The sequence below is a fragment of the Actinophytocola sp. genome (genome assembly GCF_045807065.1).
Lineage (GTDB): Bacteria > Actinomycetota > Actinomycetes > Mycobacteriales > Pseudonocardiaceae > Actinophytocola.
On the sequence record NZ_JBJMIE010000572.1, the window covers coordinates 1 to 13,040 of the forward strand.

General features: G+C 71.4%; 9 protein-coding genes and 2 pseudogenes. 8 read left to right on the top strand and 3 right to left on the bottom strand.

The window, feature by feature from the left end:
• Positions 1 to 354, top strand: a pseudogene (locus ACJ73U_RS33530) (hypothetical protein); the annotation flags it as partial.
• Between the two features lie 47 nt (positions 355 to 401).
• Here ACJ73U_RS33530 and ACJ73U_RS33535 read toward each other — a convergent pair.
• The 3 genes and pseudogenes from ACJ73U_RS33535 to ACJ73U_RS33545 form a co-directional block, all read right to left on the bottom strand.
• Entirely contained in the window at positions 402 to 1,391 is a 990-nt protein-coding gene (locus tag ACJ73U_RS33535) for an LLM class flavin-dependent oxidoreductase (protein WP_407781761.1), read from the bottom strand.
• A 21-nt stretch (positions 1,392 to 1,412) separates the two neighbouring features.
• A complete protein-coding gene (locus tag ACJ73U_RS33540; protein ID WP_407781762.1) occupies positions 1,413 to 2,324 on the bottom strand; it encodes an SMP-30/gluconolactonase/LRE family protein in 912 nt (303 codons plus the stop codon).
• Positions 2,325 to 2,417: 93 nt separating this feature from the next.
• Positions 2,418 to 3,104 (bottom strand): annotated as a pseudogene (locus ACJ73U_RS33545) (NADPH-dependent F420 reductase); the annotation flags it as partial.
• A gap of 189 nt (positions 3,105 to 3,293) precedes the next feature.
• Here ACJ73U_RS33545 and ACJ73U_RS33550 point away from each other — a divergent pair.
• The 7 genes from ACJ73U_RS33550 to ACJ73U_RS33580 all read left to right on the top strand — a co-directional run.
• Entirely contained in the window at positions 3,294 to 4,598 is a 1,305-nt protein-coding gene (locus ACJ73U_RS33550; RefSeq protein WP_407781763.1) for a phospholipase D-like domain-containing protein, read from the top strand.
• 67 nt (positions 4,599 to 4,665) lie between these two features.
• Positions 4,666 to 5,526: a nitroreductase/quinone reductase family protein gene (locus ACJ73U_RS33555; RefSeq protein ID WP_407781764.1), complete on the top strand. Its 861-nt coding sequence runs from the start codon at positions 4,666 to 4,668 to the stop codon at positions 5,524 to 5,526.
• A gap of 67 nt (positions 5,527 to 5,593) precedes the next feature.
• Positions 5,594 to 8,866 (top strand): hypothetical protein, encoded by a 3,273-nt coding sequence (locus ACJ73U_RS33560; protein ID WP_407781765.1) that lies wholly within the window; start codon positions 5,594 to 5,596, stop codon positions 8,864 to 8,866.
• Positions 8,867 to 9,092: 226 nt separating this feature from the next.
• Entirely contained in the window at positions 9,093 to 10,079 is a 987-nt protein-coding gene (locus tag ACJ73U_RS33565; protein WP_407781766.1) for a Gfo/Idh/MocA family protein, read from the top strand.
• Complete coding sequence (locus tag ACJ73U_RS33570; RefSeq protein ID WP_407781767.1) at positions 10,076 to 11,086, top strand: Gfo/Idh/MocA family protein; 1,011 nt, start codon at positions 10,076 to 10,078, stop codon at positions 11,084 to 11,086. The genes ACJ73U_RS33565 and ACJ73U_RS33570 overlap by 4 nt, the downstream gene beginning before the upstream one ends.
• Before the next feature lie 97 nt (positions 11,087 to 11,183).
• Positions 11,184 to 12,374 (top strand): cytochrome P450, encoded by a 1,191-nt coding sequence (locus tag ACJ73U_RS33575; protein ID WP_407781768.1) that lies wholly within the window; start codon positions 11,184 to 11,186, stop codon positions 12,372 to 12,374.
• Positions 12,375 to 12,412: 38 nt separating this feature from the next.
• Positions 12,413 to 13,040: AMP-binding protein (locus ACJ73U_RS33580; RefSeq protein WP_407781769.1), on the top strand; the 628-nt coding region annotated here is incomplete at its 3' end.

Here is a 13,040-nt window from a genome sequence, read left to right on the forward strand (position 1 = left end):
CTGCCCCACGTGCGCGACGGCGGCCTGTACGTCATCGAGGACCTGCAGACCGCGTACTGGCCCAGCTACGGCGGCGAAAACCACGACCTGACCACCACGACGACGTCGATCGGCATGCTCAAGGGCCTGGTGGACGGCCTGAACCACCGCGAGATAGCGCCACCCACAACCCCCTCCTACAGCGACGAGCACGTCGTAGGCCTGCACCTGTACCACAACATGGCGGTGATCGAGAAGGCGCTCAACGCCGAGGAGGGCACACCCGCGATCGTCCCGCGCGAAGCCGCCTCCTGGAAGACCTGGCGCCGGGAGGTCACCGGGACCGCCGACCGGCCGTCGGCACACGCGAACTAGCGCGACCGATCAGCTGTTGGATCGATCGCCTTCGCCGGGAGGTCCGGCTACGAGCGGGCCGCGGCGAGGAAGCGTTCCAGTTCGGCCGTGATGTTCGGGCCGCAGGGCTGGAACACGATCTCCGTGACGCCGCGGGCCGCGAGGGCGTCGAGCTTACGACGCACCTGGTCGCGCGTACCGGTGATCGTGACGTCGAACAGGTTCGCGTGGCCGCCGGCGTTCCACGCCGCCCGGTCGGCCTCGTTCAGTTCCACGCAGTGTCCGGAGTGGACGGACAGGTGCCGCTCGTCGGCGGGGGTGCGGTCGATCACCGCGAGCCATTCCTCGCCGCCGGGGAGGGCGCGGACCGCGTCCGGGCCGCCGAACTCGTAGGCGCCGTGGTAGGCCAGTGCCCAGCCCGGGCCGCCGGCCAGCCGGGCGTGTTCGGAGTGCACGGGCTCGCCCTCGTCGAGGACGGTGCCCCACGCCAGGTACGGCACCCATGAGTACTCGCCCATGAACTCGGGCAGTTGCAGGGTCACGTACAACCCGTCGCCGTGCTTGCGCGCGACCGCGTTGCCCTTCGGGCCGAGCGCGGCGACGAGAACGGGTACGTCGACGGGCCGCGCCGGGGCGTGGCCGTCCGGGTGGAGCATCCGCATCCGGGTGCCTTCCCACTCGACGGTCTCGCCGCGCAGCAGCCCGCGGTAGGCGGTGAGGTAGGCGTCCATGAACGCCCACGTGATCGCCCGGTAGCCCATGGCGCGCCTGCCGGTGAACCCGGTGCCGAAGGCGACCGCGACCCGGCCGGGCGCGAGGGCGGCGAGGGTGGCGGTCGCGGCGGCGTTGGTCATCGGGTGCCTCAGGCTGGGGACCAGCACGCCCGGCCCCAGGCCGATGCGCGACGTGCGCCGCGCGGCGAGCGCGAGCGTCATCCACACGTCGGGGCTCTGCTGCGGGGTGTCGTAGACCCAGGCACGGCTGTACCCCAGGCTCTCCGCCACCGCGATGTTCTCGGGCGAGTCGAGGGCGGTCGGGAACGCGCACGCGATGTCCATCGGGCACCTCCGGCTCGGGGGTCAGGGCAGACCGGCGTGCGGGACGTCGACCTCGATCGCGAGGAGCTGGGCCTCGCGGGCCGCGCGGCGTTCGTGCTCGGCGAAGGACGGTGCGGCGCAGGCGAACAGGGTGCGCCCGTCCTCGCCGCCGAGCATGCACGCGAAGACACCGGTGCCGGTGGGGATCTCCTCGACGACCTCCCCGCCCTCGCGGACGCGGAGCAGCCGGGGGTGCAGTGCGTCGGCGACCCAAATCGCGCCCTCGGCGTCGGCGCAGATGCCGTCCGGGGCGACCGCGAGCTGTCCGACTGCCGCCTCGACGTCGTCCGTCGTCGGCGGCTCGCCCAGCCGCGCCCACTCCCGCCGGTTCGCGAGGCTGCCGTCGTCCTGGATGTCGAACGCGGTCAGCCGGGCCGCGAAGGTCTCGGCGACGACCAGCACGCCGCCGGGCAGGACGACCATGCCGTTGGGGAAGCCGAGCTCGTCGGCCACCGTGGTCACGCGGCCGTCGGGGTCGACGCGCGTGAGCGTGGTGTGGCGCAGCGGGGCGCCGCCCATCAGGTCGAAGCCGAAGTTGCCGACCCAGGCCCGGCCCCGCTCGTCGACGACCATGTCGTTGAGCACGGCGGGCACGGCGCCGGAGAGGTCCGCGTGCTCGGTCAGCTCTCCCGCGTCGTCCCGCACGAGGATGCGCTTGTCCCGCATGGACACGATCAGCGCGCGCCCGTCGGGCAGGAACCCCAGCCCGGACGGCTGCCCGGGGACCTCCGCCATCACCTCGGTGCCGCCCCGGCCGTCGGTCGCGAGGACCTGTTCGGTGTAGAAGTCCGAGACCCACAGCCGTCCGTCGTGCCACCGCGGGCATTCCAGGTACGACAGCCCGTCGAGCACGACCGTGATGTCCCGCTGGAGCGGCTCGTGTTCGATCGCCATTGATCTCACCTCGCCATGCCGGGGTAACCAAGCGCATGGTTACCCCGGGGGCCCGTTCACGTCAAGGACGCCGTCAGGTCACGGCATCGTTCGTCAGCGTGTCGCGGCCGCGACGGCTGCCTGGACGTCGGCCGTGCTCGCCGGGGTGCCGTGCGGATCGTCGAAGGTGCCGTAGGGCGTGCCGTAGACGGGTGTGTCGGGTTCGAAGCGCCAGCTCTGCGACAGCGGCCCGGCGTTGACGGTGTCATAGCCGATGGCGTCCAGGAACGCGGTCACGGTCCTGGCGGCCTCGGCGTCGTCGCTCGCGATGGGCAGTGCGGTGCGCTCCGCGGCGCCGGTCGGCCGGGTGAGCGAGGCGAGGTGGCGGAAGTAGATGTTGTTGAACACCTTCACGAGCCTTGCGCTGCCCAGGTGCCGCTGTTCGAGCTCCGCACTGGTCGTGGTGCGGTCGTCCAGCTCGGCGACGTGTCCGTCCCGCTCGGGGTAGTAGTTGTTCGTGTCCAGGACGACCTTGCCGGCGAGCTGTTCGACGGGCAGGTCCCGGTGTGCCTTGAACGGCACACTGACCACGACGAACTCACCGGCCTCGGCGGCCTCCGCCGCGGTGGCCGCCCGCGCCCGCGGGCCCAGGGTGGCGACGAGGTCGGCCAACGTCTCCGGGCCGCGCGAGTTGCTCACCACGACGTCGTACCCGGCGTCGGCCGCGAGCCGCGCGACCGTCGCACCGATGTTCCCGCTCCCGATGAAACCAACAGTAGTCATGGCGACCAGAACCCCTCGGGGTCGAGCGGTATTCCGACGGGCCGGCGCGCGGCGACACGCGTCCCAGGATCAGGACGCGGCGCTGGATTCGTTGGTGGAACAGGGAATATTCGCCGGTAGGTCCGAACCGGCGCGATGTTAATTCTTGACTAGTTGATCCGTTAGGCCGCAAACTTCTGTCTCATCGTCGTGAGCGAGGAGGTCTCAGTGCGGAGAACGGTTGTCGCGGGGATGGCGTTGGCGGTCTTGGCCGCGTGGGCGCCTGGAGTGGCCAGTGGGTCGATCGCGCCGGGGCCGGTGGGCACTCAAGCGGTGGGCACCGAAGCGGTGTTCACCACGCCGACCGGCACGGATGCCCAGCAGCGGGCGATCGTCAACCGGGTCATCTCGTTGATCGACGGGGCCGCGGCCGGGTCGCGGATCCGGGTCGCGATGTTCTACGCCGACGATCCCGCGATCCCGACCGCGCTGGTGGCGGCCAAGAACCGCGGGGTGAGCGTGCAGGCGATCTTCGACTCCCGGATGACGGATCCCAACGAGAGTTCGGGCATCAAGGCCGTCTGGTCGCAGCTCGTCAGCGGTCTCGGCACCAGCAAGTCCGCGCCGTCGTGGGTGATGGCCTGTCCGGCCGGCCGGGGCTGTGTCGGGTCGCTCAAGCTCGGCAACGTCACGGCCATCAACCACAACAAGTTCTTCCTGTTCTCCAACACCAGCGGCACGTCCAACGTGGTCGTCCAGTCCTCGGCCAACCTGCACAACGGCCGCGACGGCACGAAGGGCTACAACAACGCGCTGATCCTCACCGGCCACAACGCGGTCTTCTCCGCGTACGAGGGCTACTTCGGTGACATGGCCGCGTTGCGGACCAACAACAACTACTACGACACCGGCCGTGCGCCGGTGACCGACGGGAACGCGAAGGCCCACTTCTTCCCCCGGTCCTCCGCCGCGGACGACCAGTACCGCGATCCCAGCGAGGACACGATGTACACCGTCCTCGACCACATCGACTGCTTCGGCAACAGCTCCGTCGGCACGACGGACAACCACCGCACGATCATCCGCGTCAACCAGAACATCTTCAGCCGCCCGTACCTCGCGCAGAAGCTCGTCGACCTGGACGCGGCCGGCTGCTACGTCGAGGTCGTCCAGAACTACGCGCCCGACGGCGACCCGGCCAAGGTGTCGCTCGCCGAGGAGTCCCTGCGCGACCTGCTCGCGCGTACCTCCAGCGCCTACAACGGCGTGGTCGTGCGGTACTACTGCGACAGCGACCCGGTGTGGACGCATTCCAAGTACCTGCTCGTGGAGGGCAAGTACTACGGCGTCGCCGACCGCAAGATCCTGTGGACGGGCAGCGCCAACTGGAGCACGAACTCCCTGCGCCAGAGCGACGAGGCCGTCCTGCAGCTGGAGGACTCGGCGGTGTTCGACCAGTACCTGGCCGACTTCCGCGCCGGCCGCGACAACGCCGCCCACCAGCCCGCGAACGGCGCGGCCATCGCCTGCTGACCACCCTTGCGCCGAGTTAGTTATGCGCATAACATTATGCGCATAACTAACTCGTGAAGGGGTACACGTGGACTTCGAGCAGGCCGACGCCGTCAACCAGGCCATCCGCCTTCTGAGCCTGCGCCACCGGGCCAGGGCCGCGACGTTGCTGGCGCCGCTCGGCCTGCACACCGGCCAGGAAGCGCTCCTCCTGGAGCTGGCCAGGACCGGTCCGCGGATCCAGGCGCAGCTCAGCGAGGCACTCGGCGTCGAACCACCCAGCATCACGCTCATGACCCGCAAGCTCGAGGCGTCCGGCCACCTCCGCCGCACGGCCGCGCCGGCCGACAGACGCGCCAGCGTGGTCGCACTCACCGACCGCGGTGAGGCGCTGGCCGAACAGGTGAAACAGCTGTGGCGCACCCTGGCGGAGGAGACCGTGACCGGCCTGCCCGCCGAGACGGTGACCGAGCTGCCCGGCCTCCTCAACACGCTGACCGCCAACGTGGAGGCCAGGCGCCGGGGTTACGAGCCCAGCGCCCTGGGCTGGGTCCGCGAGCACGTCGAGCAGGTCGTGCGCACCGGCACGACCGACGGCGTCACCATGAAGGGCCTGCCCACCGTCCTGATGACCTACCGCGGCGCCCGGACGGGCAAGCTCCGCAAGACCCCGGTGATGCGTGTCGAACACGAGGGCCGGTACGCGGCCGTGGCGTCCAAGGGCGGCGAGCCGACCAACCCGCAGTGGTACGCCAGCCTGCTCGCCGATCCGCTCGTCGAGCTCCAGGACGGCACGCTGACCAGGAGGTACCGGGCCCGCGAGGTCACCGGCGAGGAGAAGGCCGTGTGGTGGCGCCGGGCGGTGGCGGCGTTCCCGGACTACGCCGAGTACCAACGCAGGACGGACCGCCAGCTCCCGGTCCTCGTGCTCGAACCCCAGGTGGGGTAACGACGCGCTCGTGTCAGCGATGTACCGCGCGCTGGGCTTTGGCGGACGAGCGGAGGGTGAGCGCGGGGTGAAGGTCGTTGCCCGTGTCGTGGCCGGCCTGCTCGGCGTCCTCGTCTCGCTACTGGCGTTGGGGTACGTGGGCAACCTCCTGCAGGACAACACCTCGCCGGCGGCACGGCTGCGGGACAGCGCGGGGGAACCCTGGGTCCGGCACGACGACTCGCTCACGGAAGCTCTTGCCCGGGCGGCCGAGCGGACCACCGGGAAGCTGTCCGTCGCCATGACGTTCACGGTCAGGGCCGCGTCCCGCGACGAGGCCGGCACGCGGTTGTCCATGTCGGTCACCGGCCCGGCGGACGACCCGGTCGTGCGTGCCATCCGGGAAGGCCGTGCCCGCGGGAACGGGGCGGGGTTGGCGCTCCTGTTCGGTGTGTACCCGCACATCCGCGGGAGCCTGGCCTACGAGGAGCCTCGGACCACCGTGCGGGGCGCCGTGGCGACGGTGACGGTCGACGCGACCGGGACGCTCGCCACCGGGGACACCACGAGGATCGCTGTCTACCCCACGTTCGACATGTGCGACAGGCTGGCGCGCCGGACGATCACCATCGCCGGCTCGGGGATGCTGGTGTCCTCGGTCAGCGCGGTCGAACCGGGGTGGGAAGGGTCGTGCTCGCACAGCGGCGTGTGGCAGAGCCAGTCCCCGACACGGGCGGTGTTCGTCGGGCCGGGTGAGGCGGACATCGAGCTGATCCGCGCCGCGGACGCCGGGCCTGCCGACCCGAACCGCCGGGAACCACTGCTCGCGGCCACGAACGACCTCGCGGGTCTCTTCTCGACGTTCGGCTTCGCCGCGATCCCGCTCTTCCTCGCCTGGCTCCGCCTGCGCCCCGGCCGGCGATCCACGCGCCGGGAGCCCTCGCTGCGGCGGTGGTCCGCCGAGAACGTCGTCGGTGCCCGCACCGCCACCGTCCTCGGCATGCTCCTCGTGCTCCAGGTGCTGGTCGGCATGGGCTCGGTGCTGGCGGTCGGACTGTCCACCGTGTACGAGCGCCTGTCGGCCGGGCAGGGTGAGGTCGGTGACCTGGTCCCGCCGGTGGCGATCGCACCCGTGGCGCTGATGGTCGCCCTGGCGTTCGGGTGGCGACGGGTCGCCCTGCGGACGGTTCTGGCCCGCGCCGGACGGTCCCTGGTGGACGTCGGTTGGCTGCTGGTGTCGGGTGCCGTGCTCCTGGCCGTCTGCGGCGTGGTGTGGGCGAGTTCCGACCACCTGTTGGGTTTCCAACCTCAGCTCCCAACCGGGGGTGGCGACCAGGAGTGGTGGCTCACGCGCCCGGGTTTTCTCGTGCTGTTCCTGGGTGTGCTGCACCTGGCCGCGGTGGTGGGTGTCCTGGCGGCGAGGTGGAGCGGGGCACCGCCCCGGGCACTCGGCTGGGTCGCGTGGACGGCGCCACTGGTCGTCGCCCTGTGTTTCGGCGTGGTCCTCGTGCAGGGCGTGTTCTACCGCCCACCGGACGACGGCACCGCGCCGAGGACCTGGGTCGAGTGGCTCACGACGGGTGACGGGGTCTGGGCCCTGCTGCTCGCGGTGCTGACCGGGTTGGTGCCGGTGGTGATCTGCCTGCTCGTCTGGAAACCCGGCCTGCGCCGGGCCGTCAGGGGCTGGCCGCCGGCCGCGCGGATCGCGCTTGGCATCGCCGTGGCGGGAACCGGCGTCCTCGTCATGTACGTCGTGCTCACCCTGGTATTCGGCACCCCACTGCTGCTCGACTCCGACAACTGGGTGTGGTTGGGCGCCACGCCGACCTGGACCGAGTGGTACGACAGCGCCTTCGGCCGTGTCACCGCGCTCTACCTCGCGACGCTGCTCGCCGTCCTGGGCATGGTCGTCGCCGGGCGCGCGTTGGGTGTCAGCGCCCGCACCGGCCTGACCATGGCCGCCGGAACCGCCGTCACCGCCGTGCTGCTCATGGTCATGCCGGTGACGGCGAGCACCGGTCTGCTCGCCGACCTCGTCGGCGCCGTCGTCCCGCTGACCGCGAGCGTGTTCGTCTGGTTGACCCTCGACCGGATCGTGCGGCACGCGGTCAACGCCGACCCGCCGCAAGGGTGGCGCGCGCTGCGGCCCGCGTTGCGCAGGTGGCGCGGCCTGCGGGTCGTCGCCGCGCTCGTGCTGTCGCTCCCGTTCGTCGTCTCCGGCTACGACTGGGGGCCGCGGATCAGCTGGTACGACTTCATCGCGTTCGCGTCGTCGATCGACGGCGCACTGCCGCTGATCGGCCTGTTCCTCCTCGTCCTGCTGTTGCGGCACCTGGGGAAAGCGGACGCGGACGGGGTGATGCGGGGCTCGCTGAGCCTGCTGCGGACCACCACGCTGCTCATCGGCGTGGTCGGCCTGCTCACCACGTCGGCGACCGTCGTCGGGCTGCCGACAGCGTTCCTCGTCGGCTGGCTGCTGTTCGAGACGTGGCTGCTGCCCCGGCCGGTCAACGGCGCCGAACACCCCGCGGTCGGCGAACTCGCCGAGGACGAGACCGCAGCCGCGGTGCGAACGATCGTCCACAACGTCATCACCGCGCGTGCCGAAGGCGCGCTCGAGAAGGAGCTGCGCCACGGTCTGGCGGAAGGCGCACCGGACGCCGAGGACCAGGACCGGCGGTTGCGGCGGCTCGCCGAGCTGACCCTCCGGACCCGGGGCACGCCGCAGGAGCAGCAACGTCGGGCGCTGTCCTCCTACGGGGGCGCCAGCGCGTGGCAGCGGGCGCGCGAGTTCGCGCTCCTCGGGTTCATCGCCGGGCTGCCGTGGACCGTGCTGGACATCGCGGCCGTGTTCGGCACGCTCACCGGTGGCGGGCCGTTCCGGCTGGTCGACGCGGCCGCCGGGGTGCTGGTCATCCTGCGGTTCGCGATCGCCGGACTGGTCATGGGCGGCGCCTATCCGCTGATCCGGGGGGCCACCGGGCTCGGGAAGGGCCTCAGCCTGTTCGTCGCGCTGGCCGGGCCCGCCCTGTGCGTCACGCTGCTCCCCGACCCGCGCGCCAACGACGCGCTGGCCGGTGCGCTCCTCCAACTCGCGCAGTGGCTGTCGTTCGGCCTCGTCGTCGGGTTGGCAGCCGACTGGCTGACACTGCGGCGCCACGGGTACGGCCTGCGTCACCTGCGGGAGCTGCACCGGATGAACGCGCTGACCGCGTCCGCGTCCACCCTGTTGCTCGCCGTCCTCACCGCGACGGCGACGGCGGTGGGCACCGGCGCCGCCGGTGTCTTCGTCGACCGCGTGCTGACACCGGCGCCAGCCGTGGCACCTCCGGTCCAGGCCACCATTCCTGACGGCGGCTGAGACCCAGGTGGCGGCCAGGGCTTCGGCGCGGTGCCGGGCGTGCACCGGTGGAAGGACGGCGACGAGGTGGTCGCGCACCGCCCGTCCTCCGGGCGGGCCGGTGAGACTACCCACGTTGGTTATGGCTTCCGCCAGGTGGCGTGGGCGAACCTGACCAGGATGGGAACATCCGCGTGCCCGTGGGTTTCTCGTAGGTCCGGCAGCTGGAAGAAGGGCTGGAGATGCGATGCGGCAGCTCGAGGTGGCACTGGTCGGCGCCGGGCTGATAGCACGTTTTCACCTGGACGCGTGGCTCGGTGCCGGGGCGGCCGTCCGCGTGTACTCCGACGACGGTCGGGCCGCCGGCCTGGCGCGTGAGTTCGGGGCCAGGGCCGTCGGTTCCCTGGCCGAGGCGTTGGACGGCGCGGGTGCCGTGGACATCTGCACCCCGACGGCCAGCCACCACGAGATCGCCATGGCCGCCATCGCCGCTGGGGTGGGTGTGGTGTGCGAGAAGCCGTTGGCGGCCACCACTGCGGAGGCCGAGGACATCGTCGCCGCGGCGGAGCGGGCCGGGGTGCGGCTCTACCCGGCCCACGACGTGCGTTTCGCCCCGGCGTTCGCCCGGCTCCACGAGCTGGTGGCGGCCGGCCGCGTCGGCGCGGGCTCGGTCGGGCGGTTCTTCTTCTCCGCCTATCACCCGCGGCCCTGGACCGGGCACGCGTCCGCGCGGTCGGGCGGGATCCTGACCGACCAGATGCTGCACGGCGTCGACCTGGCCTACTGGGTCTTCGGGGACGTGGTGCGGGTGCACGCCTACTACCAGGGTGAGCTCGCGACCCCGGCCCCCGAGGGGGCCGTCGCGGTCGGCGCCGCCGTGCTCACCCACGCCAGTGGTGCGCTCAGCCGGGTCGTGAGCCGGTGGACGGCCACGCCGCGACCACCCGTCCGGGTGGCGTTCGACGTCTCGGGTACCGGCGGGACCGTGCGGTACGACTCCGAGTGGCCCCAGGAGGTCCGGGTGGCCGACGGCGAGCCCGGGAACTTCGGCTACGCCGGGGAATCGGTGTTCGCCGCCGAGATGCGCGAGTTCGCACAGGCCTTCACGGGAGGGCCCGAGCCGCGCCTGGGCGCACGGGACGCGCTGGCCGCTGTCCGCATCACCCAGGCCGCGGCGGAGTCCGCGTGGACGGGGCGCGCCGTGGAACTGCCTGTGAAGGAGGCCGCCGCATGAGTGGAGCGAACACCGGTGCTCGGGGGGGCGGCGTGAAGGTCGCCGTCCTGTCGTTCGCGCACGAACGCGCCGAGACCTACGCCCGGCTGTTGCGCGACATGCCCGAAGTCGACCTGGTCACCGCGGACCCCGACGCCGCGCCGGGAGATCCGGCGCGGGGCCGGGCGATGGCCGAGCGGCTCGGTGTGTCGCATGTGGACAGCTGGGACGAGGTGTTCGCGGCGCGCCCCGGGGCCGTGGTGGTCACCAGCGAGGTCGACCGCCGCCGGGAGCTGGTCGAGCGGGCGGCCGAGGCGGGCGCGCACGTGCTGTGCGAGCACCCGCTGGCCGCCAAGGAAGCGGACGCGAAGGCCATGGTGGACGCGTGCGACACCGCTGGGGTTCGCCTCACACTCGCGTCCCCCGCCTGCTTCGGCGGGGCGTTCGCCGCTGTGCGGCAGGGAATCGCCGACGGTGTCGTCGGCACGCTGTCGACGATCCACGGGACCTACCACTGCGCCCCCGCGGCCCGGGGAGCGGTGGACGGCGGAGCGCTGGGGGCCAACGCGCCGTTCCTGCTCGACCTGGTGGACGCGGTGCTCGACGGTGAACCCGCGGCACAGGTGTACGCGCAGGCGAACCACGTCCTGAGTGGACAGTCAGGTGTCGAGAGCGCGGCACTCGTCTCCGTGCGGTATCCGAGTGGGACGGTCGCGGCGATCGACTGCGGCTGGAGCCTGTCGCCGGCGGGCGGACCGTTCGTGACCTTCGTCGGTGACCGGGCCAGCGTGGAGTACGACGCCTGCCCGCGGCTCCTCGACGGCTTCGACGCGGCCACCGGCGGTGCCCGGTGGGAACCGGGTGGGGCCGACCCGTACTCGTTGATGCTGAAGGATTTCCTCTCCGCGACCGGTGACGGGCGCCGGACCGGACCGGACGGCGCGGCCGGGCTGCGTGCGTTGCGCGTCGTCCAGGCCGCCTACGAGTCGGTGCACACCGGCCAGCCCGTCGACATCGCCGCACCGTAGCCCGGCCTACCAGCCTGAGTGATGTCGGGCGGTCGTGCCGCGCCTAGCCTGAATCGAGGAATCGGATACAGCCCTGGCGCGAGTGGGGAAGGAATTCATGACCGACGCAATCTCCTTCGAGGTGCCGTGGGCGCGGATCGACAAGTTCGATCCTCCTTCGGTGTTCGCGACGCTGCGCGAAGAACGTCCACTCGCGAGGATGGTCTACCCGGACGGGCACGTCGGCTGGATCGCGTCCAGCTACGAGTTGGTGCGTGAGGTCCTCAGTGACCCGCGGTTCAGCCACAGCTGCGAGGTCGGTCACTTCCCGGTGACACACCAGGGACAGGTGATCCCGACCCATCCGTTGATTCCCGGGATGTTCATCCACATGGACCCGCCGGAGCACACCCGCTACCGCCGGCTGCTGACGGGTGAGTTCACCGTCCGCCGGACGAACCGGCTGATCCCGCACGTCGAGGCGGTGGCCGCCGAGCAGATCGACGTCATGCGTGCCCACGGGGCGCCCGCGGACCTGGTGACGACCTTCGCCAAACCGCTTGTCCTGCGGGTGCTGTCCGAGATGGTCGGCCTGCCCTACGACGAACAGGACCGGTACCTGCCGGCGGTCATCCTCCTGCACGACGCGGAGGCCGACCCGGCCGAGGCGGTCGCCGCCTACGAGCAGGCGGGGGCGTTCTTCGACGAGGTCATCGAGCGGCGGAGGAAGCAGCCGCGGGACGACCTCATCAGCGCCCTCGTCAACGAGGAGCTGACCGGGGAAGAGCTGCGCAACATGGTCACGCTCCTGCTGTTCGCGGGATACGAGACCACGGAGAGCGCGCTGGCCGTCGGTGTTTTCGCGCTGCTGCACCACACCGAGGCGCTGGCGGCGCTGCGTGCCGACCCGGCCAGGCTCGACGCCGCGATCGAGGAGCTCCTGCGCTACCTCACCGTCAACCAGTACCACACCTACCGCACCGCCTTGGAGGACATCAAGCTGAACGGTGAGGTGATCAAGCAGGGGGACACCGTCACGGTGTCGCTGCCCGCGGCCAACCGCGACCCGGCGAAGTTCTCCTGCCCCGAGAAGCTGGACATCGATCGCGAGACCTCGGGTCACGTGGCGTTCGGCTTCGGCATCCACCAGTGCCTCGGCCAGAACCTGGCGCGCGTCGAGCTGCGTGCCGGCCTGTCCGCTCTCCTCCGCGCGTTCCCCGACCTCCGGCTGGCGGTCACGGCCGACGAGGTGCCGCTGCGTCTGCGGGGTTCTGTCTTCGCGGTGAAGAACCTGCCCGTCTCCTGGTGAACGCGTTCTTCCCACCGAGTCCGGAAAGGATCCGCGGTATGGTGCGCACCGACCTCATCAAGCCACTGCCGGTCGCACTACGGGAGAACGCGGCCCGCTTTCCCCACAAGGTGGCTTTCGAGGACGACCAGCGGGCCGTCACCTACGCCGACCTCGAGGCGCGGACGCGCAGGCTGGCCGGGCACCTCGCGGACCTCGGTGTCCGACACGGCGACCGGGTCGCCATCTGCCTGCGCAACACCGTGTCCACTGTGGAGAGTTATCTCGCGATCGTGCGTGCGGGTGGTGTCGGGGTGCCGCTCAACCCCGCCTCGGCCCTCGCGGAGCTGGAGTACCTGCTGGCCGACAGCGGCGCCACGGTGGTCATCACCGACGCCGCGCAGGCGGGACGACTCCCGCTCGCACCGCACGTCACACCGCTCGTGACAGGTGAGGCCCCGGTAGGCGCCCACTCGTACGACGAGCTCGCCGAAAGCGTCGCGGCCCAGGACGCGCACGACGACCTCGATCTCGACGACGTGGCCTGGATGTTCTACACCTCCGGCACCACGGGCCGGCCCAAGGGCGTCCTGTCGACGCAGCGCAACTGCCTCTGGTCCGTGGCCTCGAGCTACGTGCCGATTCCCGGCCTGACGCACCAGGACCGGGTGCTGTGGCCGCTTCCGC

Coding starts and splice junctions, on each gene's coding strand:
- ACJ73U_RS33535 (WP_407781761.1), bottom strand. CDS start 1,391: ATGGACATCGCGTGCGCGTTCCCGACCGCCCTCGACTCGCCCGAGAAC.
- ACJ73U_RS33540 (WP_407781762.1), bottom strand. CDS start 2,324: ATGGCGATCGAACACGAGCCGCTCCAGCGGGACATCACGGTCGTGCTC.
- ACJ73U_RS33565 (WP_407781766.1), top strand. CDS start 9,093: ATGCGGCAGCTCGAGGTGGCACTGGTCGGCGCCGGGCTGATAGCACGT.
- ACJ73U_RS33570 (WP_407781767.1), top strand. CDS start 10,076: ATGAGTGGAGCGAACACCGGTGCTCGGGGGGGCGGCGTGAAGGTCGCC.
- ACJ73U_RS33575 (WP_407781768.1), top strand. CDS start 11,184: ATGACCGACGCAATCTCCTTCGAGGTGCCGTGGGCGCGGATCGACAAG.